Below are 26,764 nucleotides of genomic sequence, written 5' to 3' on the forward strand. Positions count from 1 at the left end.
TCCCCTCAGGTCGGCTTGCCGTCCCAGAGGGCGAACTGGCCCTTGCGCACGACGAGCTCCGCATTCATGGCGCCCTTGACGCGCCGGCTCTCGACGTCGAACGTCGCTTTGCCGAAGATCACGCTCGAGACGTCCTTCACTTTCGTGAAGGCATCGCGGATCGCGCGCCGGTCGGCGCCGCCGATCCTCACCACGGCGGCCGCCATGTTCATCGCGTCATAGGCGTAGGCGTTGAACGCGTCGGGCTCCACCCCGTTGTATTTCTTCTTGAAGCCGGCGATGAACGTCTGCACCTCGGGGCGCGGGTCTTCCGGGAAGTAGCGCGTGCCGACATGAACATCCTCGACGGCCTCGCCGCCGAGCTCCAGGAATTTCGGCGAGTAGACCGAGCTCGCGGCGCAGATCACCTGCTTCAGCCCAACCTGGCGCGCCTGGCGCGCGATCAGCGCACCGTCGGAATAATAGGAGATCAGGATCAGCCCGTCAGGATTGGCGTCGCGGACACGCACCAGCGTGGAGCGGAAGTCGCGCTCCTCCGCGATGTAGCCTTCGGTGACGGCGATTTCGGCGCCGTGCTCCTTCGCGGCCTTAACGAAATAGTCGCGGCTGGTACGGCCCCAATCGGTGTTGAGGTGCAGCACGGCGAGCTTCTTCAGGCCGAGGCGCTTGACGGCATAGGCCGCCAGCAGCGGCTGCTCGTCAGCCTGGCTGACCGAGGTGCTCCACATGAAGTCGCCGCCCTTGGTGAAATCGGGATGCGAATTTGTGAATCCGAACTGCACCAGCCCGCCGCGCTGATAGATCGGCGAGGCCGCCATCGAGGCGGGGCTGGAGAAGTCGCCGAGCTCCATGACAATCCTGGGATCGGAGACGAATTTCTGGGCGATCGCCACCGACTGGCGCGGGTCGCTCTGGCTGTCCTCGAAATTATAGGCGAGCTTGCGGCCGTTGATGCCGCCCGCTGCCTCGATCTCGTCGAGCGCGAGATCGAAGCCCTGCTTCCACTGCGTGCCATATTGTGCGTTCGGCCCGGTCAACGGACCACTGACGCCCAGCAAAATCGGTTCGGACGATTGCGCAAGCGCGGCGCGCGAGAAGGCTGCCCCCGCCATCAGGGCGGCAAGCGAGCCCTTGACCAGGGTACGACGATCGATGTTGCTCATGGACGGCTCCATCCTGTCAGGCGTTGAAACAACTAGCAATTTCCATGCCGGTGAGATTGGCTATTTCGAGGGCTCGCCAAGCGACAGCATCAGCCGGTTCGCCCAGTTGAAGAACGACGCGCCGTTGATGACGTCGACGATCTCGGCATCGTCGAGACCGGCGCGGCGCAGCTCATCGATATTGTCGGGGCTGAACGCGATCGGCGTCGCAGCCAACGCCACCGAGGCCTTGACGACCGCATTCCAGCGCTCGCCGAGATCGGCGCCGACGCCCTCGTCGAGCAGGCGCTGCACATCGTCGCGGCGCTTGGAATAAGTGCTGGCGAAACGCGCATGCACGGAGGCGCAGTAGATGCAGCCGTTGTAGCGCGAGGTCGCAGCCGCCGCGAGCTCGCGCTCGGCGCGCGGCAGGCCGTCGGCGACGTTGTAGAAGATGTCCTTGTCCGTCTTGGTGCGGGCTTCCAGCACCTCGGGGTCGCGCACCAGCAGGCGGAAATACTCGGACTTGGAACGGGAGCGATCGACGAGGCCCGCGAAATGCCGCTCGGTCAGCTCGGCTTCGAGCAGCGGGTCGATCCAGGACACCCAGCCCAGTTCGTCCTGGGTGAAGACGACGGGCGGATTGGCATTGTTTGCAGCGCTCATGATGCAGCCTCCTTACGCGCCGGCCGCGGCGTTCGTGGTGCGCCCGAGCGAGGCACCGAGCACGCGCAGTCCGGTGACGACGCGCACCTGGAACGACAGGAACGCAACGAGCTGAGAGAACGTGACGATTCCGGTGTTCGACCAACCGGCGGCGAGCAGAGCCTTCATGTCGGCGGCGGCCGCATCGCGCGGGCGGAACACCAGCAGATGCGCATGTTCGAACGCCGCAGCGAGCCGGTCCCCGAGATCGGGCTTGCGCTCCGCGCTGACGCGGTAGATCAAGCCGGCCTTGTTTTCGACAGACAGGGGGCCGGTTGGAAAGGCACCGTAGGGGCCCGAGGTCTCGCTCCGCGCGATTTCGACATCGACAGCTTCGACCAGGCGCGCGCCATCGGCGGTCGCAGCTAACTTCGCCCGATAGAAGCCGGCCATCGTGGGCTCGCGGTGAAGCCCGATCACGAAGAGCGCGACCGCGGCGCGCTCCACCAGCGAGACATCGCCGGCGTCGATCGGCTCGAACAGCGAGAGATAGCTCTTCTGCGCATTGTCGCGCGCCTGGATGCGCTTGGCCCGAATGCCGTCCAGAGCCGAACCCGGTTCGATCCCGGCGAGCGTGTCGATGATATCTTTCGTAGCCATCATTCAGCCTCTTGCAACCTCATTCCGACTAACCCGCCAGCGCCACGTCGGGCGCCGTCCGCGCCCAGCCCAGCGCCGGCGCGACCTTCTCCGCCACCAGCTCGATCGAGCGCAGGATATGGGGATGCGGGGCATCGACCGAATGCGCCTGGAAGACGAGATCGGTCACCCGCTCCAGCGTGGCGTCGGCGCGGAGCGAAGCGATGACGTCGTCGGCCGCGCCGACATGGGTGTCGAACGCCGCGATCATCTCCTCGAGCGTTTCGCCTGGCTTGGCGTGGCCGCCCTTGAGGAATTGCGGGAGCGCGCGCCGCAGGCCGATATCGGCAAGACGCATCGCCTCAGTCCGGTCGTCGGCAACGAAGACGGTGCGCGAGGCCATGATGCGGGGCTCCCGTCCCGGCGGCAGCGCCTCGAGATAGGCATCGATCACCGGATTCTGAATCTCGGCGAGCGTTGCCTTCGGCGCCTCCTTGGTTCGAGGCTGGGTGCGCGACAGCAACAGGCCATCGCCTGCCTTGCCGGCACGCGCGCCGCCCGCGACAGAGAACGTCGCCTGCCAGATCCTGTCGTCCAATTGCGGCCGCTGCGGATAGAGCGTGTCACCACCTTCGAGCGGCTTGCCCACCAGCGCGGTGCGGACGACGTCCAGATTGCGCGCAAAGATCTCGTTGCGCTGGGCGCTGTCGAGGCCGAAGGCGGCAAAGGCCGAGGGATTGCCGCCGGTGCCGACACCGAGTTCGAAGCGACCGTTGCAGAGCAGGTCGAGCACCGCGGCGTCTTCCGCCACCCTCACCGCATTCTCCAGCGGCAAGGTGACGATGCCGGTGCCGAGCCGGATGCGCGAGGTTTGGGCTGCGACGTAACCGAGGAAAGTAAAGGGCGACGGCAGGCCGCCCTCGCGCTCGTGGAAATGATGCTGCGCGATCCACGCGGAATCGAGGCCCGCCTTCTCGGCGCGCACGATCTGCTCGGCCGCGAAGCGATATCGGTCGGCCGGCGGGGCCTCGTCGAGAAGCCGCGTGAAAAACCCCAGGCGTTTCAGGTTTGCTAAGCGTTTCATACGACCCCTGTCGGACGAGGATAGGTCCCGATGATGTCGGTTGCCGCAGCTCCAGACAAGCGGGCATTGCGCAGGGCTAGTACGCAAGCCCGCCCGCCGGGATCGCCCTGAGCTGAACTTTGGCTGGGCAGACTGCCTACCAGCTCGGCAGAACCGCGCCCTTGAACTTGGTCAGGATGAACTCCTTGACCTCCGCCGTGTGATAGCTGTCCACCAGGATCTTGACCCAGGGCTTGTCCTTGTCGACCGTGCGAACGGCGATGAGATTGACGTAGGGACCCTTCGGGTCCTCGCGCAGGATCGGATCCTTGACGGGATCGAGGCCAGCCTGGGTTGCATAATTGGTGTTGATCGCGGCGGCGTCGACGTCGTCGAGCGCGCGCGGCGCCTGCGCCGCGTCGACCTCGATGAACTTCAGCTTCTTGGGATTCTCGGTGATATCGAGCACCGTCGGCTTGAAACCCGTGCCGTCCTTCAGCTTGATCGCGCCCTGGTCGCGCAGCAGCAGCAACACGCGGCCGCCATTGGTCGGATCGTTCGGGATCGAGACCTTGCCGCCCTCGGGGATATCGGCGAAGGCCTTGTGCTTCTTGGAATAGACGCCGATCGGGAAATTCACGGTCAGGCCGACGGCTTCGATCTTGTAGCCACGGTCCGCCTTCTGATTGTCCAAATATGGTTGGTTCTGGAACGAATTGGCCTGGATCTCACCGGCATCGAGCGCTGCGTTCGGCACGACGTAGTCGGAGAATTCGATGAGCTGGATGTCGAGACCCTGCTTGGCGGCGATCGGCTTCACCGCCTCGAAGATCTGGGCGTGCGGCCCCGGCGTCACGCCGATCTTGATGGTCTCGCCTGAAGCGGCGGCCGACCAGACGGCGAGCACGGTCGCAAGGATCAGGGTGGAACAGAACGACATCTTGGTCTCCATGACTCGGCAATGATTGGAACCGTATTCGCTTCTCCGCGGCGCGAAATCAATGAAATGTAAATCCATATTGACCGATTGACGCGGACGACGCTTCTCCGTTCGACGGCATGCGGGGAACGAATGCATCTGCGCAAGCGTGAGACGCGTCACGACAAAACCCACGGATCGTTGCCCGTAGCCCGATGGAGCGATGCGCAATCCGGGGCGCCGCCAGCGCGGCTGGACTTATCCTGGTTGCGCTCGGCTCCATCCGGGCGTCAGACCTCTCCCCGCACATTCGTCATTTCGCCGCAGGGTTTTCTGACCTTGGTGGCATTGCCGCCTCGCCCATGATCAAACATGATGGGCCTTGGCCGGTGACGACTTGTCCTTGAAGTGGGGGATCATCCGATGAACGAGAACGAAATCCGCAAGTCCATCACTGAGGTGCAGCAGGGCACCCTGTCGCGACGCTCGTTCATGCAGACGATGGCTGCGATCGGGATCGCGGCGCCTGTCGCGAGCCAGATCCTGGTCTGGAACGACGTGGCGATGGCGGACGCCACCCTGCCCTACAAGCCGACCAAGGCCGGCGGCGGCGGCCCACTCAAAATCCTGCTCTGGCAGGCCCCTACACTGCTCAATCCGCATTTCGCGCTCGGGACCAAGGACCAGATCGCCTCGCGCGTCTTCTTCGAGCCCCTCGCCGGCTGGGACAAGGACGGCAACCTCGTCCCCTGCCTCGCGGCCGAGGCTCCGTCCAAGCAGAACGGCGGCCTTTCGCCGGACGGCCTGAGCGTGACCTGGAAACTGAAGCAGGGCGTGAGATGGCATGACGGCAAGCCCTTCACCGCCGACGACGTCGTGTTCACCTGGCAATACGCCTCGGATCTCGCCACGGCGGCGTACACTACGGGGTCTTACAAAGACATCACGGTCGAGAAGATCGACGACCACACCGTCAAGGTGCTGTTCAAGGCGCCGACGCCGTTCTGGGCCGATCCCTTCGTCGGCTCGGTCGGTCCGATCCTGCCGAAACATCATTTCGGCGACTATGTCGGCGCGAAGTCGCGCGAAGCGCCCGGCAATCTGAAGCCGGTCGGCACTGGTCCCTACAAATTCGTCGAGTTCAAGCCGGGTGACCTGATCCGGGCCGAACGCAATCCCGACTATCACGTCAAGAACCAGCCGCATTTCGACACGCTCGAGATCAAGGGCGGTGGCGATGCGGTGTCCGCGGCTCGCGCCGTGCTGCAGACCGGCGAATACGACTATGCCTGGAACATGCAGGTGGAGGAGGAGGTCCTCAAACGCATGGAGGCCAGCGGCAAGGGCAAGCTCGACGTCACGCCATCAGGCAACGTCGAATTCATCATCCTCAACACGACGGACCCCTGGACCGAGGTGGACGGCGAGCGCTCAAGCCCCAAGACCAAGCACCCGACGCTGTCCGATCCCGCCGTTCGCCGCGCGATCAATCTGCTGATCGACCGCGAGTCGATTCAGAAATTCATTTACGGGCGCGGCGGCGTCGCCACCGCGAGCTTCGTCAACGCGCCCAAACAGTTCAAGTCGCCGAAGCTGAAATACGAGTTCGACGTCGACAAGGCGAACAAGATCCTCGACGAGGCCGGCTGGGCCAAGGCCGCGGACGGCATCCGCGAGAAAGACGGCAAGAAGCTCAAATTCGTCTTCCAGACCTCGACCAATGCGCCGCGTCAGAAGACGCAGGCCATCATCAAGCAGGCCTGCCAGAAGGCCGGGATCGAGATCGAAATCAAGGCGGTCACGGCATCGGTGTTCTTCTCGTCCGACGTCGGCAACCCCGACACCTACTCTAAGTTCTATGCCGACATGGAGATGTACAACACCACGCAGCCGCAGCCCGACCCGGAGCGCTTCCTGAACCAGTGCGTCTCCTGGGAGATCTCCAACAAGGAAAACAAATGGCTCGGCCGCAACGTCTCGCGCTGGTCCGATCCCGAGGCCGACAAGGCCTACAAGTCTGCGCAGAACGAGCTTGATCCGGTCAGGCGGGCCGCGCTGCTGATCAAGGTCGACGAAACGTTTTGCGAGGCCAACGTGTTCCTGCCGCTTCTATCCCGCAACATCGTCAACGCAGGGGTCAACAACCTCATGGTCGACATGTCGGGATGGGACGTCACGACCTGGAATCTGGCGAGTTGGTATCGCAGCTGACGCCGGAGAGGCTGAACGCGCAAACTCCGCCTCGGCAGACCACCAGCTCAATCCCTGCCGGCGAATTGACGGTCGAGGTTTGACGCCGCGTCGGCGCTTCTGAGCCGTTTCATCAGCTCATCCCGCTCCTTGCCGTCGGGCAACGCCTCGGCCTTTTCACGGATGGTCCTGGTGAACTCCGCAAGCCGTTCTTGCAGAGTGGTGGTTTGCTGAACGCGACGCCGCCTGAGCACGATCGGGTCTCCATCTCATGGCACCATGCGGTGCGGGATTGCCGATGATAAGTGCGAGCGCAGCCATGTCTGTATCAAATGATATAGTTCACGCCATTGGTGCCGACACCCTTTGTTCACATGTGAACAGTGGGAGCCACCTTCACCTGCCGCTCCGGAACGAAAATGGCGGCTGTTACATTGACGCGGCGAGACAGCACGGACGCGCCATGGGCAAGATATTGATCAGCACCGCCGTCGTAAGCCTGGCGCTCATCATTGCCTTCGCGGTCTATGTCATCACTCTCTGAATTGCCAAGTAGAAGCGAATGATGGTGCGGCTCGGACATCAACCGCGCGCGCAGCAATCGACCAACAGGTCCCAGATCCGCTGCGCCTCGCGCGATGCGCTGCTTTCCGGCCCCTTCTCCGGGTTGGACTGCGAATAGTCCGCCACCGGACGTTCCTCGCGAGGCACGATCCATCGCTGGGAGATCGGGTCGTACCATTTTCCGATCATCATTTCAGTCACGCCGATCGACTCACCGATTTGATCCTGGGCGAGCTACGGCTCACGGGCTTCGTCAATCCCATTCACCGCGCCTCGCCCATTTTACAAATCGGCTTCTGACACAATCGTTCCTGCCGCGGCTCAGCCAGGCCGTGCCGGATGAAGCGTACGGGGATGCCGCTCGTGCAGCAGTCGCGCGAGCTCTTCCCGCTCCGCAGGACGCCCCTTCATGGCGGTCTCGAACAGCGCTTCCTGGATGTCGCGAGGCATGTCACCCCACACGTCCATGGCCGCTCGTCCGAGCAAGCCCGCAAGATGATCCGCACCATCGCTCATTCGGCTCTCCTGATCTGATCACGGGAATGGAACAGCTAGGGCTGTGCAGCGTTCCAGTTCCATCATTGTCAAAGGAGACGTCGTTTATGGGATTCTTCACCAAGGACATCAAATCGATGGAAGACCTGCTGCTGCACGGCCTGCAGGATATCTATTACGCGGAACAGCAGATCCTCAAGGCTCTGCCGAAGATGATCGAGAAGGCGACAAACAGGGACCTTGCCGCCGGCTTGAAAGCCCATCTGGAGGAGACCAACAAGCAGGTCGACAGGCTCGGCAAGGCATTCGCGAAGCTCGGCAAGGAGCCCAGCGGGACACACTGTCCCGCCATCGACGGCCTCATCAAGGAGGCCGATGAGACCGCGGGCGAAATCGAGGACAAGGCCGTGCTCGATGCCGCGATCGTGGCCAACGCACAGGCCGTCGAGCATTATGAGATGTGCCGCTACGGCACGCTGATCGCATGGGCGGAGGAACTCGGGCACGACGACATCGTGCGCTTCCTCACGACGAACCTGAACGAAGAGAAGGCCGCCAACACCAAGCTGAACACCGTGGCGCTTCGCAAGGGCGTCAATGCCAAGGCGTCCAGCGCGGCTTGATCGAGACCTGCTGGTCAAGGCGTGCTGGTGAAGACGTACTAGACGTGGCGGCCCCACCCGCGGGGCTGCCACGTTCTCGTTGCAGGTTCGGTCAGATGAACGGCTTGCCGCCGGTGACCGCCAGGGTCGCTCCCGACGTGTAGCTCGAGAGTGGATCGGCGAGCATGACATAGGCGGTCGCAAGTTCGGCCGGTTGGCCGGCCCGTTGCATCGGCACTTGCTTGCCGAAGTTCTTGACTTTGTCCTCCGGCATCGTCGACGGAATCAGCGGCGTCCAGATCGGACCCGGAGCGACCGCATTGACCCGAATGCCCTTTGCCGCCAGCATCTGCGCAAGGCCGCCGGTAAAGTTCTGAATGGCGCCCTTGGTCGTGGCATAGGCCAGCAGGGTTGGATTCGGCATGTCGGAGTTCACCGACGCGGTGTTGATGATCGCCGCTCCCGGGCGCATGTGGGGGACCGCAGCCTTGGTGAGATAGAACATGGCGTGAATGTTGGTCTCGAACGTCCGCTGCCATTCCTCGTCGCTGATCTCAGCGATCTCCTTGAACGTGTCCTGATGCGCCGCGTTGTTGACGAGGATGTCTATTGCGCCGAACGCCTCGACGGTGCGCTGGATGATCGCGCGACAATGATCGGGATTGCGGATGTCGCCGGGGATCAGGACGACCTTGCGTCCCTCGCGCTCCACCAGCGTCTTGACCTCAGCGGCATCCTCGTCCTCGTTCAAATAGGCGATGACGATGTCGGCACCTTCCCGGGCATAGGCGATCGCGACCGCGCGGCCGATGCCACTGTCGCCACCGGTGATGATTGCCTTCTTTCCGGACAGTCGCCCGGAGCCCTTGTAACTCTCTTCGCCGTGATCCGGTCGTGGATTCATCGCGCGGGTCGAACCGGGCATCGATTGCTGCTGGGACGGATAAGGCGGCTTTGGATATTCGGTCATGGAGTGGCTCCAGGGATTTACTCCGCTAACGGAAAGCTTTCGGAAGCGTTCCTCGCGGTTCCATCACGCCTCGTGGCCAAGCCGCACGATGATGTCGCTCGGCAACAGCTCTGGCGCGTCGGCGGCGCCCAATCGCCATAGGCTCTCGCCCGCGACCAGCGCCGGCATGGGCAGTTCGTGGTCGGCGAAATTGGCAAGAATCTGCAAGATGTCTCCCTTCTGCGTCCGCCAACGGGCATCCAGGCCGCCCTTACGCTGGTTCTCCCCCAGCAACCTGCAATGAGCCGAAACGAAACCCCGTTTGATCAGCGGAACGATCTTCTCGCGCCTTATCTTCAGCAATCGGGCTGTGAGGCCGCGAAACCTGGCGCTGGCGGGAGAGCGGTCGATGCCGGCCCAGTCGAGCTTCGATGCCCCGAAGGTTTTTTCATCGCACGGATCCGGAATCCTGGCGCGCATGCCGGGCGTCGAGAACGCCTTGAAGTGCGCGAACTCCTTGCGCCGCCCTTCCCGCGTCAGCTCGGCAGCTTCGCCGGACCAGTCTGCGAAAAACAGGAATGGCGTCTCGGCCGCGGCTTCCTCACCCATGAACAACAGGGGAATATGCGGGTTCAAGAGAACCAGTGCCATGGCCTGGTCCAGCTTCTCCGGACCGACCAGCGCGGAAAGCCGCTCCCCGAGCGCGCGGTTGCCGATCTGGTCGTGGTTCTGGGCGAAGAAGATGGTGGCATCAGGCGGCAGATGCGCGCTCGGCTCGCCGCGCGGTTCGTCATGCAGCGGAAAGATTTCGCCCTGGTAGGCAAAGCCCTCGGTGAGCGCTCGCGCGAGATGTTCAAGCGGCCTGTCTGCGAACGCGCGATAATAGCCTTCGTCCTCGCCCGACAACAGGACGTGGAGCGCGTTGTGAAAATCATCGCCCCATTGCGCGTCATAGAGCCGGGTTCGCCCCTGAGCACGGTCGAGCAGGCGGGCCTGATTGGCCTCGTTCTCCAGCATCAGATGCACGCGCCGGTCCGGCAGCTGACTGCGAACCGTCTCGGCAAGCTCGATCAGGAAATGGCGGTCGGAATCGTCCTTCAGGGCGTGAACGGCGTCGAGCCGCAAGCCGTCGAACCCGTAGTCGCGCAGCCACATCAACGCGTTCTCGATCAGGAACTCGCGCACGAACGCGCCGTCGTGTCCCTCGAGGTTGACGGCAGGGCCCCAGCCGGTGCTGTGGCGCGCGGTAAAGAAACTTTCCGCATAGAGGTGCAGATAGTTCAGCTGCGGTCCGAAATGGTTATAGACAACATCGAGATAGACCATGATGTCGAGGGCATGCGCCGCGCGTAACAGCCGCTTGAGGTCTTCCGGCCTGCCGTAGCGCGCATTCGGCGCATTCAGCAGCACGCCGTCATAGCCCCAATTGTGCCGGCCGGGGACATCATTGAGCGGCATCAGCTCGATTGCGGTAATGCCGAGATCGCGCAGATAGGGCAACTTCTTCTCGACGCCGGCATAGGTGCCCTCCTCACTGAAGGTGCCGACGTGCAACTCGTAGATCACGGCCTCCGCCCAAGGGCGGCCGGGATAGAGCACCGAGTCCCGGAACGCCGCAGTGTCCACCACCTCGCTCGGGGCCCCGACGTCGTCCGGCTGGAAGAACGAGGCGGGATCGGGAACGACCAGGTCTTCGTTGATCCTGAACTGATAGCGCGTGCCGACATGCGCGGTGGGACTCAACGCCTGGTACCAGCCATCGTGGTCGCGCATCATCCGGAGTGGCGGCCGGCCGGCTTCGAGCAATTCGACCGATTGCGCCGTCGGCGCCCACAGATTGAAGCAGACCCCGTGGTCGAGGCATCGAGGGCCGTGGTGTCGCGCTGGCCCAGCCATTCCCAAACTGTGACTCAAACCTGGCCGCCTTTGCGTGCATGGCTGGAAGTTACGGCACGCTTCGCGAGGCTCGATTTTACGATCGCTTGAGCATGCTCAACGGGAGAAGCCGAGATGTGGGCATTCGTTCCTCAGGCCGGCGCCACACCGATGCGCCATGTGCGTTGTGTGCACTTTTGGGCCGAGGTGCGGCGACGATGGGTTGGGGAAGATCACTGTTGCAAACAGGGAACGGAATCGCCGGGGCGACGGTTGCAACTCCACACGGGAGTTTTCGTCATGCGCCGCTCGAAGCCACAGCCGATCCGCAACAAGCTCGACCTCGCCGACCGTACTCAGGTGCGCCTCGTCAGAAAGCGTCTCGGACTATCCGACGCAGAGCTGACCAGCATCGTCGAGCGGATTGGCAACTCGATTGCGGCTATCAGCAAGGAGGCGGCGCTGCAAAGGGCAACCACGCTGCCGAAGCCGGACGATGTGCCCCCTGTCGCGGTGATTACTTCTGCGACCGTCGGCGAGCAGGCGACGCGGAAGTGACGGCAACCTCACCAAATTCTTCAGGGGCTATTCGGGGGCAGCGATGGATCAAACGGTACATTCAGACGACACCCTGACGCGGGCGGCCTCGAGCCTGCGCCGCTCCCGCATCAGCGAGGGCAAGCCGTTTCCGCTCGGCGCCACCTGGGACGGGCTCGGCGTCAATTTCGCGCTGTTTTCAGCCCATGCCACCAAGGTCGAACTCTGCCTGTTCGACGACAGCGGCGAAACCGAACTGGAGCGGATCGAACTCCCCGAATATACCGACGAAGTCTGGCACGGCTATTTGCCCTCGGCCCGCCCCGGCACCGTCTACGGCTACCGCGTCCATGGCCCCTACGAACCCGACGCTGGACACCGCTTCAATCCCAACAAGCTCGTGCTCGATCCCTACGCCAAGCAGCTGGTCGGCCGGTTGCGCTGGGGACCGGAGCTGTTCGGCTACCAGCTCGACCATGCCGACAAGGATCTCTCCTACGACGAACGCGACAGCGCGCCCTTGATGCAGAAATGCCGTGTCATCGACCCGGCCTTCACCTGGGGCGCCGCGCGCAAGCCGGAAGTGCCGTGGGAGCGGACGATCGTCTACGAGATGCACGTCAAGGGGTTTACCCAGTTGCATCCGCTGGTGCCCGACGCAGACCGCGGCACGTTCTCCGGTCTCGCGCACTCGGAAGTTCCGGCCTACCTGCGCTCGCTTGGCATTACCAGTGCAGAATTGTTGCCGATCCATGCCTTCGTTGACGACAGCTATCTGGTCGAGAAAGGCTTGCGCAATTACTGGGGCTACAACTCCCTTGCCTTCTTCGCGCCGGAGCCGCGTTACCTCAGGACGCCGTTCGCGAACGAATTCAAGGCCATGGTCAACCAGTTCCACGCCCATGGCGTCGAGGTCATCCTCGACGTCGTCTACAATCACACCGCTGAAGGAAACGAGCTCGGCCCAACCCTCTCGTTCAAGGGCATCGACAACGCCAGCTATTACCGCCTGCTGCCGGACCAGCAGCGCTACTACATCAACGACACCGGTACCGGGAACACGGTGAACCTGTCGCATCCACGCGTGCTGCAACTGGTCGCGGATTCCCTGCGCTACTGGGCGACCGAGATGCGGGTCGACGGTTTCCGCTTCGATCTCGCCACCATCCTGGCGCGCGAACCTTACGGGTTCGATGAAGGCGGCGGCTTCCTCGATGCCTGCCGGCAGGACCCCGTGCTTTCCAGCGTCAAGCTGATCGCCGAGCCCTGGGACATCGGTCCGGGCGGCTATCAGGTCGGTCAGTTTCCGCCGGGATGGGCGGAGTGGAACGACAAGTTCAGGGACACCGTGCGCGCCTTTTGGAAGGGCGACGAGGGATCGATCGCCGACTTCGCCAAGCGCGTGTCCGGATCCGGCGATCTCTTCAACAAGCGCGGCCGCCGGCCATGGGCCAGCGTCAACTTCGTCACAGCCCATGACGGCTTCAATCTCAATGACCTCGTCTCGTACAACGACAAGCACAACGAAGCCAATGGTGAGGATAATCGCGACGGCCACAGCAACAATCATTCCTGGAATTGCGGCGCCGAGGGACCGACGGACGATCCGGACATCACGGCGCTGCGCGAACGCCAAAAGCGCAATCTGCTGGCGACCATGCTGTTGTCGCACGGCACGCCTATGCTGCTTGCCGGCGACGAATTCGGACACACCCAACACGGCAACAACAACGCGTACGCCCAGGACAACGAGATCACATGGCTCGACTGGCTCCGCATCACCGCAAATGGCCGCAGCCTGCGCGAATTCACGCGCAAGCTGATCGCCACGCGCAAGGCATTTCCGATTCTTTACCGCAGCCGCTTCCTGGTCGGCTCCCACAATGAAGAGCTGGACGTGAAGGACGTGACGTGGCTCGCGCCGTCCGGGGAGGAAATGACGACGGACCAGTGGCAGGACGGTAACGCCAAATGTTTCGGCCTGCTGCTCGACGGCCGCGCCCAGGAGACCGGGATCAAGCGCCGCGGCTCGGACGCAACCATGCTGCTGATCTACAACGCCCATTACGACGTCGTGAATTTCACCTTGCCCGCAGTCGCCGAGGGACGCAGCTGGATCGGGTTGATCGACACCAATCAACCGGAGGGGCAAATGCCCGCATTCGAGTTCGGGCACGTTTATGCGATGACGGGGCGATCCCTCGTGGTGTTCGGTCTCGCCACCGAAACCATCGCCACGCGCCGCCTGCGCCAGGGCCTCGGCGCGCTGCTGGACGTCGTGGAGGCGCCGCTGCCGGGGTAATTGGTCGTGACACGGTGAGCCGACGCTTTCGAGTTGATGACGACAGGGAACGCACGCAGGTTATCGGCGTTCGAGTAGATGGGGCATCAGTCGGAGAACACCGAGATGAAGTTCACAGGTGCCGTTATCCTCGCCGCTCTCGCGCTGCCTGGAGCAGCCTGGGCGCAGGCCAGCAAGCCTGACGTTTCGTCCGCGCCGAGCGCGCAGAATTCGGGTGCCGGCATTGCCGGGCAGCCCGGCAACAAGAACGGGCCGGCCGCAAAGCCTGGTGAGACCGTTGGATCGAGTTCGACGAGCTCCACTGGCAACACCGCCGTGCAGTCGCAGGACCCGTCGAATATTCAGGGCGCGCCAGGCAACAAGAATGGGCCGCCCGCCAAGCGTCCGGACCAACGCTAAACGAATACGCCCACAATCCTGCCGATCGACTTCGAACGACCTGCGCCCGATATCATCGGCGCAGGTCGTTTCGCGAGGAACGAACGCTAAAGCCGCCCGTTCGGAAGACATCCTCTTTCCTGTCCTCCCAATACGAGAGTCCCCACCATGTATCACCACGTCAAGAAGCTGATGTTCACCGTTCGCGTCGACGAGCCGGATCCCCGCTTCGGCAACATGCTGCTGGAGCAGTTCGGCGGCGCGAATGGCGAGCTCGCCGCCGCGATGCAGTACTCGATCCAGGGGTTGAACTGCGAGGATCCCGATCGCAAGGACCTGCTGATGGACATCGGCACCGAAGAGCTCAGCCATCTGGAAGTGGTCGGCACGCTGGCGCGGATGCATCTCAAGCCGTCGAAGTTCGACCGCCAGGCGGCCGAAGCCGATCCCCTCATCGCCATCGCCGGCGGCGGCGGCGTCAATCTCTTCAACTCCCAGGGCAATGCCTGGACCGCCGACTATCTGAAGATCACCGGCGAGCTTGACGTCGATCTGCGCAGCAACATCGCCGCGGAGGCGCGGGCCAAGATCGTCTACGAGCGGCTGATCAATTTCTGCGACGACGCCGGCAGCAAGGACGCGCTGCAGTTCCTGATGACCCGCGAGATCACGCACATGAAGGCGTTCGCGCTCGCGCTCGAGAGCATGGGCAAGCCAGCGTTCAGCATCGGCCGCATCGCGCCGACGCCCGGCCTCGTGGACCAGTTCTTCAACGATTCCACCGGCGCCGGCGACCATGGCGAGATCGACACGCGCGGCCCGTGGAACGAGGGCGGCGACTGGGTGTTCACGGAGTCGCCGGCGATCCAGGCGGGCGAACCGGGTCCGGCCTCGGCCATCGTCACCGAGAGCTCGCCGCCCGCGGACGAAGCGGGTCTCGGCGATCTGCTCATCAACGAGCTGCGCGATATCCTGCATGCCGAGAAGCAATTGACCAAGGCGCTTCCCAAGATGGCGGAGGCCGCCCGCTTCGATCAGTTGCGCGAGCTGTTCGAGCAGCACCTCGCCGAGACCGAAGCGCAGGTCGAGCGCATCAACGAATGCTTCGAAATGCTCGGCAAATCCGCCCGCGCCAAGCCCTGCAAGGGCATGATGGGCCTCGTCGAGGAAGGCCAGGAGATCATGGCCGAGGGCGAGGACAAGGAGGACGCGGCGGCCGACCTCGCCCTGATCGGCGCAGCGCAGCGCGTCGAGCATTACGAGATCGCGGGCTACACCACGGCGCGCAACCTCGCCCAGCAGCTTCGCCACAGTGCCATTGTCGCCCTGCTGTCGAAATCGCTCGCCGAGGAGGAGAACGCCGATCAGCTTCTCAACCAGGTGGCTCGCTCTCTGATGTCGGTGGCGAAAATGCCGGCGGCAGTCGAGCAGACCGAATGATCCCTAGCCGTCCAGCAGGTCGAGAAACTCCTCGACCCGGCTGAACGGATCCTGGTCGCGGCGGCCGGCGTGAACAACGCGGTCGCCGTCGCGCTGCAGCGCCCCCGTCTGCGACTTCGCCCTCGATTTCCGTAGTCGCCCCGGCAGGAACGTCGCGGCGACGGCCTCGGGCCCGACATCGAGCCTGACGATACCGCGCCGCTTGCAATCGATCCGCAGCCTGGCGGAGGCGAAGAAGTCGCGGGCCTCCGGCGGCAGCCTGCCGAAACGACGCGAGATCTCCTCTTCCAGATCTTCCAGATCGTCGTCGCTCCGGCACCTGGCAGCGCGCCCATAGATCTCGAGCCGGACCGCCTCGGATTGCACGTAGCCTTCAGGCAGCATGTCGGCGAGCGGCATATTGAGATCGGGCACCCACAGATCGGCCCCGGTATCGCTGCCTCGCTCGGACGCGCGCTTCAGCAGATGACTGTAGAGCACCGGTCCGAACACCTGGACATGCCCGGACTGCTGTTCCGAGAACAGATCGCCGGCGCCCCTGAGGTCGAGGTCGCGCTCGCTGATCGCAAAGCCGGCCCCGGGCTTGCTGAACTCCTCCAGTACCGCCAGGCGCTTCTCGGACTGCTCCGAGGTCGATTCCGTCAGCAGATGAGCAAAAGCGCGCGTGCCGCCGCGTCCCACCCGTCCCCTGAGCTGATGCAGCTGCGCAAGCCCGAACTTTTCGGGCCAGCACACCACGATGGTGTTCGCGCGCGGAATATCGAGACCGCTTTCCACGATATTGGTCGCCAGCAGCACATCCGCCTCGCCATCGACGAAACTCATCATGCGATCGTCGATCTCGTCCACGGGCAGTCTGCCGTGAAGACAGACGATGCGCAGCTCCGGCGCCACCGATTGCACCCGCGCCAGCATCGGCTCCAGATCCTGGATGCGTGGGCAGATCAGGAAGCTCTGACCGTGCCGCCTGCGCTCACGGAGCAGCGCTGCGGCAATGGCAGCATCGGACAGCGGCGCGATCCTGGTCACGATGGGAAGGCGATGAACCGGCGGCGAGGCGATCACGCTGAGGTCCCTGAAGCCGGCAAGACCCGCCGCGAGCGTGCGCGGGATCGGCGTGGCGCTCATCCACAGCGAATGGGCCCCCTTGGCGAGGCCTGAAAGCTTCGCCTTCTCGGCCGCCCCGAAATGCTGCTCTTCGTCGATGATGACGAGGCCGAGTTCGGCGAACTTCACGTCCTTTGCCGCAAGCGCCTGCGTGCCGACCACGACTTTCAGCGTGCCGCGCCGCAACCCCTCCTTGGTCTCTCGCGTCTCCGGGCCTGAACTGGCCCGCGACAGGCTTCCCACCTCGATGCCGAGAGGGCCGAATCGCTTGCGGAAGGTTTCGACATGCTGCCGCGCCAGCACGGTCGTCGGCGCCGCGATCGCCACCTGCTTGCCGGACAGCGCCACTGCGGCCGCCGCCCGCAGCGCGACCTCGGTCTTGCCGAAGCCGACGTCACCGCAGATCACCCTGTCCATGGGATGGCCCGCCGCAAGATCGTCGAGGACGTCTTGAATCGCCTGGGCCTGGTCCACTGTCGTGAAATAGGGGAACCGCGCGACGAATTTTTCGTAAGCCGGCCCCGGCGGCACCAGTTTCGGTGCACGACGGCGGAGGCGCTGGCTGATGTGTTTGGCGAGCGCCTTGGCGGCGACCTGGATTTCCGCTTCCGCCTCGGTGCGCCGCGCCCACCAGCTGCTGCCGTCCGCCTTGTCCAGCGTCAGCTTCCCGGGCTCGCCGGCATAAGGCCAGATCACGGCAAGATCGGAAGGCGGTACGAGCACGGCATTGTCGCCCGCGAATTTGAGCCTGATCATCTCGCGTCGCGATCCCTTGCCCATATCCAGGGTCTGCAAGCCATCGAGCACGGCGAGCCCGCGTTGCAGATGGACGATAGCGGCGCCCTTTTCCGGCACGTCGGGATGATCGAAAGCCGGATTCCAGGCGCGCGCCATCGGCTGCGGATGATGGGCTCGGCTGCCGAGCACGTCGGACGCGGTCACGACGACGAGCGGCTTGCGGCCGGCGCCAATGAACCCCGCGTCGAAATCGGCCAGCAGCGCGCCTTCGCGGCTCCGTGCCTTCGTCACCTCGCTCCAATCGGCCAAGCGCTCCGCCTTGATGCCGCTCATGCGCTCCATCGCGCGAAGGTCGTCCTCGACGGCCGCGACGAACAGCAGCCGCGATCCGCCGCGCTGCATGTCGGCGACGAAGGCGCGAAGCGCCTTGCGAGGCGAGGCCAGCTTCGAGAACTCCGGCGTCGAGATGAAGGCCGCCTTGCGCGGCAGCACGCTGATGCGCTTCTTCAGCTGCTTCCAGTCCGCCTGCCCCAGATATTCGCGTTCCGCATCCCTGCGGCCGGCAGCGTCCTCGATCGTGCCCTGCCAGCTCTCGGCGTGAGCCGATACCCCGGCATCCGCGATCCATCGCGCGCGGCTGCAATAATCAGGCAGTGTCACCCGCTGTCCGCGCGTAGCTCCCAGAGCGATCCGCTCGGACATGGGATCTATGATCAATTCCGGGGTCTCGTAGACGACCTCGTGCTCGATGGGATCAACCGCGACGATCTTGCGGATCGTGTCGCCGGAATGCTCGATCCGGAAGGGAGCGAGTGCGCCGGCGGGAAACACTTCGAACGTCTTGCCATGGAACAGGACACCGCCCGGATACTCCGCCTCTTCGTCGAGATCGTAGCCGAGAGCTTCCAGCCGCGTCTCCAGCTCGGTCTCGGAATAGGGCGCGCCCACCTTCAGCGTGAGGCTCGACCGCGACCAGCTCGCCGGCAGCGGCAGCCGTTCCATGATGGCTTCCGCGGTGGACACCAGGAAGACGGGCTTCTTTGTCTTGGCGAGACGCCGCAGCACCGAGCTGCGCCGGCCTGCGATCTCGCGGGAGGGCTCGAGGCCGTCGAAGGGCAGCGTGTTCAGGCGCGGAAACACCAGCACGTCGACCGAGGGATCGAGGGCGTGGATCACGCCGCCCAGCCGCTCCGCCCTACTCTCGTCGTCGCAGAGGAAGACGAGGCCGTCGCGGCCGGACTTCTCCCACTGCTCGAGCAGATGCAGCGCCAGCATGCCGAGCGGCGATGAGGAGGCGACCGCGGAACGCGAGGCGCTCTTGTCCGGGCGCTTGCTTGTCGAGCTGGTACTTTTCGAGCTCTTGCTTTTCGAACTCGTGCTCTTCGCGCTCTTGCTTATCGAGCCTACGCTTTTCGAGCTCTTGCTTTTTGTCTTTATCGCGCCGGTCGTGGCCCGGGCTTTGCTGGTGGGCGCCAATGTGTATCCAACTTTGTTTCGCAAATAGAGGCGAGCGACGACGAGCCCTCCCGTCGAGCTCCGTCGATAACGCGCCTCGGGCTTGAGCGCCCACTGACGTCATTACAATTTTGCAATTGCGTTGAAAAGCAGAGACAGGGGGCAAAGGCAAGCGGCCTGAACGGGCAGAAGGCTAACGGACAGGCGGCTATTGCAGAACCTTCGGCAGCACCACGACCACGTCCACGCTCTGCGCGAGGATGTGCGTGGCGACCACAGCGAGCTGGTGCGAGAACTCGTCCTCGATCTCGGCCGCGCAGTCTTCGTCGCTGGCAATGGCAAACAGCAGATTGCCGTCGATTTCGTCGAATCGGATGCCGGCGAAGAGGCGATCGAAAATCTCGGCGCCCGCGATGTACGCGATTCGCGCTTGGATGGCCTGGTCCTCGACGAGCGACAACTTCCTCATGGACGCAACATATGGCCGCACCACCCGAATGCAAGAGCAGGAGAGCGCTGGCGCGGCGTGCCTTGCGAACTATATTGGTGGCATCGTCCCGCCTGATCGCCGTTTGCCCTTGAGGAAATCCTTGATTCTGTTCCTGCTGCTGATCTTCCTGCCGATCGGCGTGTCGGCCGGCCGCTATTATTTGCGCGGCGACGGCCGCGGCAATTGGCAGACGGCGGATCGCTCCAGCGCCGGCCTGCTGCCGCCCGCATCGGCCAATCCGGATGCGCTGATCCGAGTGTTCGCCGCGCGCACCGTGCGCTGGCGCAGTATTTTTGCCGTCCACACCTGGATCGTCGTCAAGGAGAAGGGCGCCACAACCTATAGCCGATACGACTACACGGCCTGGGGCGACCCTGTTCGCAGCAACGGCTTTCCGCCCGACGGCCGCTGGTTCGGAGCCCTCCCGGAAACGGTGGTCGCCGTCGATGGCGCGCGGGCCGAAGCGCTGATTCCGAAGATCCGTGCCGTCATCGAGAATTACAAGTTCCGCGCCTATGGCGACTACAGCGCCTGGCCGGGACCGAATTCCAACACCTTCGTGCAGGCGGCGCTGGATGCTGTTCCCGAGCTGCGTGCCGTGCTGCCGCCGACCGCTATCGGCAAGGACTTTCCCTACAGCGGACGCTGGGCCGGCATCACGGCGTCCGGCACCGGGCTCTACGCCTCGCTGTCGGGCTATCTCGGCATGACCATCGGCTGGGTCGAAGGGGTCGAGATCAATTTCCTCGGCGCGGTGCTCGGCCTCGACATCCGCCGCCCCGCGCTGAAGCTTCCAGGCATAGGCCGCCTCGGTGTCGCGGCCGGCGCATAGGCCAATGACGGGGCCGACCCATCAAAGTCGGCGCCCTCCCAAGCTTCCCGACACATCGTCCTCCAATGTGTGCTTCAGGTCACAGCAGAATCGAGCGCCGTCGCGTAGATTGATCTTGCATGGCCGCAAACAAGGTAACGGCGGTACGCATGAGGCTGGAGAGGCGACCAACAGCTACGAAACTTTTGAAGCCGCCAGGGTGAAGAGCTCGGCGGCTTTTTTCTCTGTCCAGGACGCGCGGCCGAAGCTTGTTCGCTGCCGATGTGGCTACCGGCAGCGCCAGCTACTATCGTTTCTCTGAATCCGAGGACCTCCGCTGATCGCGCTCTTCTTCGATCTGCCCTTCCGCTTCGACCCAGAACTCCACATCGCGATCGGCCGGGCGACCGGCCTGCTCCCAGAGCTCGTACGCGCGCGCTCGTACCTTGCCGCGCCGCATCATGCGAAGGAGCTTTTGCTTCAGCTCCTCGGCGAAACTCCTGAATCGCTGGACGGTGGTTTCGTCTTTAACGAGCGCAGCCGCTCGCGTTGCGAGTTCGATCTGGTGCTCTATCTTTTGCTGCTCATCCACCGCAAACCCCGCCGTAGCCACCGGCCTGCGTCGCAGCCCGTGCTGCTCACAACCTCAATTCCTGCTGGAAGGCTTCTGTTCCGCCTTCAATGCCAGGTCGTGTCAGCTTCGACGATCACCACACTTGTTTCGGGATCTTCCGTCGTGTTGCAGGTGCAGGGCATGCCCTCACCACAGCGGCAGCCGCCCAATTCCTCGCTCCAGGCGCGGAGCGGATGGTTTACGCAGACCCATCCCAGACCGTGGCAGAATGGGCAGCCCTTGTTGGTCACAGCGTATCCGGCGTCCGCATCGGGTTCGACTTGTCCTCGTTGCGCAACTCCTGCTCGGCCGCGTGCCAGAACTCGTCCTCGCGGCCTTCCGGCTTGCCCGCCTGTTCCCACAAGCGGTGCGCGCGTTCTCTGATGTCGTGATCGGTCGGCTCCGGCATTGCATCTCCTGCGAAGAGACACGGCCCCACCCTGGGGGGTATGGGGGCTTGGAGGCGGGGCCGTGCAGGCCAGCAAATCGGCGGCGACGCTGGCCCGCTGAGTCAAGCCTCGATGGTGCGCAAGAGTTCCTAGCCCGGAGCGGCGAACACGCGAGCTCGAACGAAGCCCGCTCTCGCCGCCTTTTACAGGCCCCGGGATGGAGCGGTGCACTCCTGACGCGGAGCGTTCCTCAGGTATCGGGATGCCACGTCAGCCGGCAATCCAGACGAATCTGACGTCGGGCAGCAGGCGGCGCAAGCTCGAGCAAGTCACCGCGGCGAGCGAGAACGTTGTCATCAGCCGAAATCTGCGATACGGGCCTCGAGCGCAAACATGCTTTGATAAACTTCCGGCTCGCTCGCCCCGGCCATGACGTCGGGGGCAATTTCCGCGGCTTTCCGCAAGGCGCCCTGCAACGACGCGACGTCGAGCGCCTCGATCAGCAAAAGTCCGGCGAAAAAGCCCTCGTTCTTCCGCATGCCCTTCTCGGTCGTCCGCACCGATGTCCGCGCCTCCTCGGTCGCGCCGATCTGCACCGCGGCAACCCCGTCGCACGCAACGAGCGCCTGAGCCAGACCCTGGGGATCCTTCGGCAACGTCTCGATCCGCAGCGCCATGATCGATGCGCCCTCGCCCTGCCCTCCCCGCGCAATCATGACGCCGCCGCCCCGCATGAAATTGCCAAGCTTCGGCATGATGCGCCGGGACCACGGCGTCGGTGCGTTGAGGCGCGCCAGATAAGCCTCGCCGTCGAGGACCTCCGGCGTCCCCAGCTCGTACAGAATGAAGAAGCGGTTGATGTCGTCCCTTGCCGCGCGGAAGACACGCGATGCGAGGAAGCCCTTCGTCGTCACGCGCTCGGTCGTGTGCTCACGCGTCAGCCAGTGCCGGTAGTCGGTCAGGTCGTGAGCCTCGACGTCGCTCCAGATGGCGAGAAATCCCGTGCCGCGCATCCCGCCCTCCATGCCTACGCCTTGCCGCCGGCCGCGAGCCCGTGCAGAGCCGGTGCGATGGTCGCAGGCAATTGCCCTAGCCGTTGGATCGCCGCGAGCATCGCGGCGAGGTAACCATAGGGGCCCAGGCCGCAAATGACTGCCGTGGAGGCGCTCGACGTGATCGAGTGGCGGTGCAGCTCGTCCCGCGCGTGGATGTTCGAGATATGCACCTCGATCTTTACACCCTCGAAAATCTTCAGCGCATCGATCAGCGCGATCGAGGTGAATGAATAGGCCGCGGGGTTCATGATGATGGCGTCCGCGTTGCCATGGGCGGACTGGATCAGGCTGACGAGTTCGCCCTCCATGTTCGATTGATGGAACGACATCGAAACCCCGAGCTGGTCGGCCAGCGCCTTGCAGCTCGCCTCGATCTCCCCGAGCGTCGTCGAGCCGTAGATGTGGGGCTCGCGGATGCCGAGGAAATTGAGATTGGGTCCGTTGAGGATCATGATCCTTGCGGCCATTTTCGCTTGTCCTTCTTTTGTTGCCGACGCGTCTAGCCGCTGAACCACTTGGCCGGGATGGTCACCAGCCCCGGGAATAGCACCATCGCGAACAGGACGATCAGTTGCGCAATCAAGAAGGGCCAGACGCCCTTGATGATGTCCTCCATGCTGATCCTGGAGACGCCGCAAACCACGTTCAGCACGATACCGACCGGTGGCGTGATGAGGCCGATCGCATTATTGATGATGAAGAGGACACCAAAGTAGACGGGATCGATGCCCGCCGCCTTGACGATCGGCATCAGGATCGGCGTGAGGATGAGGATGGTCGGCGTCATGTCGAGAGCCGTCCCCACGATCACCACCACGACCATGATCGCCAGCATCAGGAGCGTGTTGTTGCCCATGAAAGGCTTGAGCAGGGTGACGATCTGTGCCGAAATCTCGGACACGGTGATGAGCCAGGACGACACCAGCGCGGCTGCCACGAGAAACATGACGATGCTCGTCGTCAAGGCCGAGGAGACGAACACCTCGTAAAGCTGCGACAGCTTCAATTCCCGATAGATGCAGGTCGCAACGAACAGCGAATAGACGGCGACGACCACTGCGGCTTCCGTCGGCGTGAAGATGCCGAAACGCAGGCCGACCACGATGATGACCGGCAGCATCAACGCCCAGAAGCCGTCGACCACCGCTTTCACCATTTCCGAGAGCGATGCTCTTGGCGGGGGCGTCAGGTTCTCCTGGCGGACCACCCACCACCAGGCCAGGCAGAGCCCCGCCCCGAGCAACAGCCCGGGGACGATCCCGGCCAGAAACAGTTTCGAGATCGACACGCCCGCGGCGACACCGAAAATGACGAATCCGATGCTGGGCGGAATCACGGGCGCGATGATGCCGCCGGCCGCGACCAGACCCGCCGCATAGGATTTCTTGTGGCCCGCCGCCACCATCATCGGCACCAGCAGGGCAGCCAGTGCCGCGGCATCGGCTGCCGCGGAGCCCGAGAGCGACGCAAGGATGCAGGACGCGAGGATCGTGACGTAACCAAGGCCGCCGCGAAAATGGCCGACCGCGACGAGCGCAACGTTGACGATTCGCTTGGCCAAACCACCCTTGTTCATGACCTCGCCGGCGAGCATGAAGAAGGGAATGGCCATGAGCGGAAAGCTGTCCGCGCCGTTGATGACGTTCTGCGCCACGATCTGCGCGTCGAACATGTCGATCGTGCTCATCAGGGCCACGCCGCAGACGATCAGCGCAAAGGCGATCGGCATGCCCAGCGCCATGGCGCCGAGCAGCGAGAGGGTGAAGACGGCAATCGTCATGGCATGATCCCGGTGATTTTCAGGATGTGAGCGCCGGGCGGCACGATACGAGGAGACAGCATCAGTGCTCCTCCGATTCCCTGACGGCTACCATGTCGGCTTCGCTGGCCTGTCCGGAAACGACGCGGAACAGGTCGTAGAGAAGGATCACTCCGGCCGAAACGCCGAAGATCACGCCGACGCCATAGAAAATGCCGAGCGAGAGGCCGGTCGCCGGCGCGCGGTCGTCGATATTGATGATCGTCTGCCGCCAACTTCCCGAGAGCAGAAGCCAGTCGGCGAACAGCATCAGGACGTAGCTGACGATGAAGCAGATGCGTTTGCCGTAAGCCGGCAGCATCCGCACAAGGCTATCGACGCCGAGATGGGCGTGCTCACGCATTGCCACGACCGCACCGAGGAAAGTCAGCCAGACCAGGAGCCAGCGCGACAGCTCCTCGGAAATCGCAATACCGGAGTTGAAGCCGTAGCGCAGGACAACGTTGCCGAACACCAGCACCACCATCACCGCAAGACATGCGGCAATGATGCCCTTCAGCAGGGTGCAATAGAGATCGAGAATTCGCGCCATGCGTGTCGTCCGGGCAAAGTCGGGTTCAGAGCCGGCCAACTGGCCGGCTCTGCCTCTTGCATGCTGACGAGGTCGACTATTTCACGTCCTTGCGGATGCGGTCGAGCTCGTCGTTGAACAGCTTGACCGCCTCCGGCTTGAGATTGGCGGCAATCTTGTCGACCACCGGCTGCGCCGTCTTGCGCATGCGATCGAGCTCTTCCGGCGCGACGGTGTTGTACTGCATGCCCTTCGCCTGTAATTCAGAGAGGGCCTTTTCGGTCTGAAGGCGGGTCTGCTCCTTTTGATAGCCTCGGCTTTCCTCATACGCCTCGCGCATCAGGCGCTGCTCGGTCGGCGAGAGCTTGTCCCAAAACGCCTTGCTCACCAGGATAATGTTCAGGGTGAAGGTGTGATTGGTGGCGGAAACGTATTTTTGCACTTCGTAGAACTTGTTGGAGAGAATGACCGTGAAGGGGTTCTCCTCGCCATCGACGGTGCGCGTCTCCAACGCCGAATAGAGTTCGCCGAAGGCCATCGGAACGGGATTGGCCTTGAAGGATCCGAAGGTCTCGATATAGACCGGGTTCGGAATGACGCGGAGCTTGAGGCCGTTGAAATCCTCGACCTTGGTGATCGGCCGCGTGCTGTTGGTGACGTTGCGGAAGCCGAGGCCCCAATAGCCCAGACCGATCAATCCCTTCGACGGCAACGTATCGAGCATCGACGTGCCGAATTTGCCGGTGCCGAGAGCATCCGCCTGCTCGATGGTCTTCACGATGAATGGAAAGTCGATGAGGCCGAACTCCGGCACGACGGTTGCGAGCGACGTCGTCGAGGCCGACAGCATTTCCTGCGTGCCGCCGCGTAGCGCGGATTGCTGCTGCAGCTCGTTGCCGAGCTGCGAGGCCGCGAACTCACGAATCTTCATCTTGCCCCCGCTCTTCGCCAGCAGGATCTCCGCAAATTTCTGCACCCCCGCGCTGACGGGGTGATCGGTGTTGTTCAGGTGTCCCCACCTGATCGTGCGCTCCTGAATGTCCTCAGCGGATGCACCGACCGTCAGCGCCACGCAGATCGCCGTCGCAGACAGCGCCCGTACCAACAAGCTCATTTTGACCTCCCTGCTCGATCGGGGCACGACGGCGGCTCGAGCCATTCTTTTCTGCACCCTCAGGTCAATCAAAAAACATAACTACATTTCTCGGTCAAATGATAAATCTCTGTTCATCTGATATTTTCGAATACATCTGTTGTTATGGATTTGCTATATTGCTGGTAACATTGATGGTTCGGCCGCCCACCACGGGGCGTTGCGCGCATATTGCGGGATCGGAGAGCATGACGTCACTCGAGGGGCGCCCCTTGTCGGCGGGCGACAGCGGTTATCAGCGGATTCGATCTGACATCATTTTCGGCGTGCTGACGCCGTCCGGACGTCTCAAGCTCGACGCCATGAAGGAGGACTACGGCGTCAGCATCTCCACGCTGCGCGAGATCCTCAATCGTCTGACCTCCGAGGGATTCGTGGTCGCGGAGGGCCAGCGCGGCTTCGAGGTGGCGCCGATATCCATCCAGAACCTGCGTGAACTCGCCGGCCTGCGCATCCTGCTGGAGCAGCATGCAATGGCCGAGTCGTTTCGTGCCGGCGACGTCGAGTGGGAGGGCCGCGTGGTGTCCGCGCATCACAAGCTGGCGGCCACCGAACGCACCGTCCTCAAGGAGGGGGACGATCCCGAGCTGCGCAAACGCTACGACGGCGAATTCCACCAGGCTCTCATCTCGAATTGCGGCTCGCGCGAGCTGATGCAGACCCACGCGATCGTGTTCGACAAATATTTCCGCTATGCGCTGCGCTACCGCGGCGCGGAGACGATCAACCAGCACAAGGCGCTGCTCGAATGCGCCCTCAAGCGCGACATCAAAGGCGCCAAAACCGTGCTTACCGACCACATCAACGGGTGCGTCGCGCACGCCCTCGCCTCCTGGAACGAGGATTGATCGTCCGCGGCCTGACGTCGTTCGGAGAGAGCGCT

At 63.4% G+C, this 26,764-nt stretch carries 29 protein-coding genes; 9 read left to right on the forward strand and 20 right to left on the reverse strand.

Translation table 11 applies throughout. The annotated features are described in order from the left end of the window. Positions 1-5: 5 nt before the first annotated feature. From ACIPUD_RS34075 to ACIPUD_RS34095, 5 genes are all read right to left on the reverse strand, one after another. On the reverse strand, positions 6-1,163 hold the full coding sequence (locus ACIPUD_RS34075; RefSeq protein ID WP_026232631.1) for an ABC transporter substrate-binding protein: 1,158 nt from the start codon (positions 1,161-1,163) through the stop codon (positions 6-8). Between the two features lie 60 nt (positions 1,164-1,223). Then, positions 1,224-1,808: an alkylhydroperoxidase domain protein gene (locus ACIPUD_RS34080; RefSeq protein ID WP_085348494.1), complete on the reverse strand. Its 585-nt coding sequence runs from the start codon at positions 1,806-1,808 to the stop codon at positions 1,224-1,226. Positions 1,809-1,820: 12 nt separating this feature from the next. Next, positions 1,821-2,447: a CMD domain protein gene (locus tag ACIPUD_RS34085; protein WP_162496264.1), complete on the reverse strand. Its 627-nt coding sequence runs from the start codon at positions 2,445-2,447 to the stop codon at positions 1,821-1,823. A 28-nt stretch (positions 2,448-2,475) separates the two neighbouring features. Further along, the gene (locus ACIPUD_RS34090) at positions 2,476-3,510 is read right to left on the reverse strand and encodes a putative FMN-dependent luciferase-like monooxygenase (protein ID WP_085357552.1); all 1,035 of its coding nucleotides are present in this window, start codon (positions 3,508-3,510) and stop codon (positions 2,476-2,478) included. Positions 3,511-3,646: 136 nt separating this feature from the next. Then, entirely contained in the window at positions 3,647-4,441 is a 795-nt protein-coding gene (locus tag ACIPUD_RS34095) for a MetQ/NlpA family ABC transporter substrate-binding protein (protein WP_247295672.1), read from the reverse strand. A 390-nt stretch (positions 4,442-4,831) separates the two neighbouring features. On the opposite strand from ACIPUD_RS34095, the gene ACIPUD_RS34100 reads away from it, so the two are divergent. After that, positions 4,832-6,619, forward strand: coding sequence for a peptide ABC transporter substrate-binding protein (locus tag ACIPUD_RS34100; RefSeq protein WP_085348497.1), 1,788 nt, complete (start codon positions 4,832-4,834; stop codon positions 6,617-6,619). 47 nt (positions 6,620-6,666) lie between these two features. Here ACIPUD_RS34100 and ACIPUD_RS34105 read toward each other — a convergent pair whose 3' ends face one another. The 4 genes from ACIPUD_RS34105 to ACIPUD_RS34120 all read right to left on the reverse strand — a co-directional run bounded on the left by ACIPUD_RS34105 (position 6,667) and on the right by ACIPUD_RS34120 (position 7,678). Further along, positions 6,667-6,852 carry a hypothetical protein gene (locus ACIPUD_RS34105; protein ID WP_018453934.1) on the reverse strand — a complete coding sequence of 62 codons (186 nt, stop codon included), beginning with the start codon at positions 6,850-6,852 and terminating at the stop codon, positions 6,667-6,669. A 116-nt stretch (positions 6,853-6,968) separates the two neighbouring features. Next, positions 6,969-7,181 (reverse strand): hypothetical protein, encoded by a 213-nt coding sequence (locus ACIPUD_RS34110; protein ID WP_143273036.1) that lies wholly within the window; start codon positions 7,179-7,181, stop codon positions 6,969-6,971. Continuing rightward, the gene (locus tag ACIPUD_RS34115) at positions 7,181-7,363 is read right to left on the reverse strand and encodes a hypothetical protein (RefSeq protein ID WP_143273038.1); all 183 of its coding nucleotides are present in this window, start codon (positions 7,361-7,363) and stop codon (positions 7,181-7,183) included. Before ACIPUD_RS34115 ends, ACIPUD_RS34110 begins: the two co-directional genes overlap by 1 nt. A 120-nt stretch (positions 7,364-7,483) precedes the next feature. Further along, positions 7,484-7,678, reverse strand: coding sequence for a hypothetical protein (locus ACIPUD_RS34120; RefSeq protein WP_007614011.1), 195 nt, complete (start codon positions 7,676-7,678; stop codon positions 7,484-7,486). Between the two features lie 86 nt (positions 7,679-7,764). On the opposite strand from ACIPUD_RS34120, the gene ACIPUD_RS34125 reads away from it, so the two are divergent. Continuing rightward, positions 7,765-8,280, forward strand: a complete 516-nt coding sequence (locus tag ACIPUD_RS34125; protein WP_018453931.1) for a YciE/YciF ferroxidase family protein — start codon at positions 7,765-7,767, stop codon at positions 8,278-8,280. Between the two features lie 91 nt (positions 8,281-8,371). Here the strand turns inward: ACIPUD_RS34125 and ACIPUD_RS34130 are convergent, their stop codons facing one another. Both ACIPUD_RS34130 and treZ read right to left on the reverse strand, forming a co-directional pair. Then, positions 8,372-9,229 carry an SDR family oxidoreductase gene (locus ACIPUD_RS34130; protein WP_018453930.1) on the reverse strand — a complete coding sequence of 286 codons (858 nt, stop codon included), beginning with the start codon at positions 9,227-9,229 and terminating at the stop codon, positions 8,372-8,374. 63 nt (positions 9,230-9,292) lie between these two features. Next, complete coding sequence (treZ, locus tag ACIPUD_RS34135; protein ID WP_247361093.1) at positions 9,293-11,104, reverse strand: malto-oligosyltrehalose trehalohydrolase; 1,812 nt, start codon at positions 11,102-11,104, stop codon at positions 9,293-9,295. Positions 11,105-11,383: 279 nt separating this feature from the next. On the opposite strand from treZ, the gene ACIPUD_RS34140 reads away from it, so the two are divergent. From ACIPUD_RS34140 to ACIPUD_RS34155, 4 genes are all read left to right on the forward strand, one after another. Further along, positions 11,384-11,641 carry a DUF3606 domain-containing protein gene (locus ACIPUD_RS34140; protein ID WP_018453928.1) on the forward strand — a complete coding sequence of 86 codons (258 nt, stop codon included), beginning with the start codon at positions 11,384-11,386 and terminating at the stop codon, positions 11,639-11,641. A gap of 43 nt (positions 11,642-11,684) precedes the next feature. Next, a complete protein-coding gene (gene glgX, locus ACIPUD_RS34145; protein ID WP_317245755.1) occupies positions 11,685-13,922 on the forward strand; it encodes a glycogen debranching protein GlgX in 2,238 nt (745 codons plus the stop codon). A gap of 105 nt (positions 13,923-14,027) precedes the next feature. After that, positions 14,028-14,321, forward strand: coding sequence for a hypothetical protein (locus tag ACIPUD_RS34150; protein ID WP_026232628.1), 294 nt, complete (start codon positions 14,028-14,030; stop codon positions 14,319-14,321). 147 nt (positions 14,322-14,468) lie between these two features. Beyond that, positions 14,469-15,740: a DUF892 family protein gene (locus ACIPUD_RS34155; RefSeq protein ID WP_018453925.1), complete on the forward strand. Its 1,272-nt coding sequence runs from the start codon at positions 14,469-14,471 to the stop codon at positions 15,738-15,740. 3 nt (positions 15,741-15,743) lie between these two features. Here the strand turns inward: ACIPUD_RS34155 and ACIPUD_RS34160 are convergent, their stop codons facing one another. Further along, positions 15,744-18,860, reverse strand: coding sequence for a DEAD/DEAH box helicase (locus ACIPUD_RS34160; protein ID WP_446482406.1), 3,117 nt, complete (start codon positions 18,858-18,860; stop codon positions 15,744-15,746). Here ACIPUD_RS34160 and ACIPUD_RS34165 point away from each other — a divergent pair. Then, the gene (locus tag ACIPUD_RS34165; protein WP_094183527.1) at positions 18,859-19,089 is read left to right on the forward strand and encodes a hypothetical protein; all 231 of its coding nucleotides are present in this window, start codon (positions 18,859-18,861) and stop codon (positions 19,087-19,089) included. The genes ACIPUD_RS34160 and ACIPUD_RS34165 overlap by 2 nt on opposite strands. A 159-nt stretch (positions 19,090-19,248) precedes the next feature. Here the strand turns inward: ACIPUD_RS34165 and ACIPUD_RS34170 are convergent, their stop codons facing one another. Further along, the gene (locus tag ACIPUD_RS34170) at positions 19,249-19,509 is read right to left on the reverse strand and encodes a hypothetical protein (protein WP_007595982.1); all 261 of its coding nucleotides are present in this window, start codon (positions 19,507-19,509) and stop codon (positions 19,249-19,251) included. 121 nt (positions 19,510-19,630) lie between these two features. Here ACIPUD_RS34170 and ACIPUD_RS34175 point away from each other — a divergent pair, with 121 nt between their 5' ends. Further along, entirely contained in the window at positions 19,631-20,362 is a 732-nt protein-coding gene (locus ACIPUD_RS34175; protein WP_018453922.1) for a DUF3750 domain-containing protein, read from the forward strand. A 286-nt stretch (positions 20,363-20,648) separates the two neighbouring features. On the opposite strand, the gene ACIPUD_RS34180 is transcribed toward ACIPUD_RS34175, so the two are convergent. The 7 genes from ACIPUD_RS34180 to ACIPUD_RS34210 form a co-directional block, all read right to left on the reverse strand. Next, on the reverse strand, positions 20,649-20,933 hold the full coding sequence (locus ACIPUD_RS34180; protein ID WP_446482407.1) for a DUF2934 domain-containing protein: 285 nt from the start codon (positions 20,931-20,933) through the stop codon (positions 20,649-20,651). Between the two features lie 268 nt (positions 20,934-21,201). Next, on the reverse strand, positions 21,202-21,363 hold the full coding sequence (locus ACIPUD_RS34185; RefSeq protein WP_018453920.1) for a DUF2934 domain-containing protein: 162 nt from the start codon (positions 21,361-21,363) through the stop codon (positions 21,202-21,204). Positions 21,364-21,699: 336 nt separating this feature from the next. Further along, positions 21,700-22,356 (reverse strand): hypothetical protein, encoded by a 657-nt coding sequence (locus tag ACIPUD_RS34190; protein WP_446482408.1) that lies wholly within the window; start codon positions 22,354-22,356, stop codon positions 21,700-21,702. 14 nt (positions 22,357-22,370) lie between these two features. Next, entirely contained in the window at positions 22,371-22,865 is a 495-nt protein-coding gene (locus tag ACIPUD_RS34195) for a type II 3-dehydroquinate dehydratase (protein WP_446482409.1), read from the reverse strand. Positions 22,866-22,897: 32 nt separating this feature from the next. Further along, positions 22,898-24,178, reverse strand: coding sequence for a TRAP transporter large permease subunit (locus tag ACIPUD_RS34200; protein ID WP_085383158.1), 1,281 nt, complete (start codon positions 24,176-24,178; stop codon positions 22,898-22,900). Between the two features lie 61 nt (positions 24,179-24,239). Continuing rightward, positions 24,240-24,749, reverse strand: a complete 510-nt coding sequence (locus ACIPUD_RS34205; RefSeq protein ID WP_085383159.1) for a TRAP transporter small permease — start codon at positions 24,747-24,749, stop codon at positions 24,240-24,242. 76 nt (positions 24,750-24,825) lie between these two features. Beyond that, complete coding sequence (locus ACIPUD_RS34210) at positions 24,826-25,842, reverse strand: TRAP transporter substrate-binding protein (RefSeq protein WP_446482410.1); 1,017 nt, start codon at positions 25,840-25,842, stop codon at positions 24,826-24,828. Between the two features lie 227 nt (positions 25,843-26,069). Between ACIPUD_RS34210 and ACIPUD_RS34215 the strand changes: the two genes are divergently transcribed. Beyond that, the gene (locus ACIPUD_RS34215) at positions 26,070-26,729 is read left to right on the forward strand and encodes a GntR family transcriptional regulator (RefSeq protein ID WP_446482411.1); all 660 of its coding nucleotides are present in this window, start codon (positions 26,070-26,072) and stop codon (positions 26,727-26,729) included. Positions 26,730-26,764 lie beyond the last annotated feature (35 nt).

The organism is Bradyrhizobium sp. CAR08, from assembly GCF_052871955.1.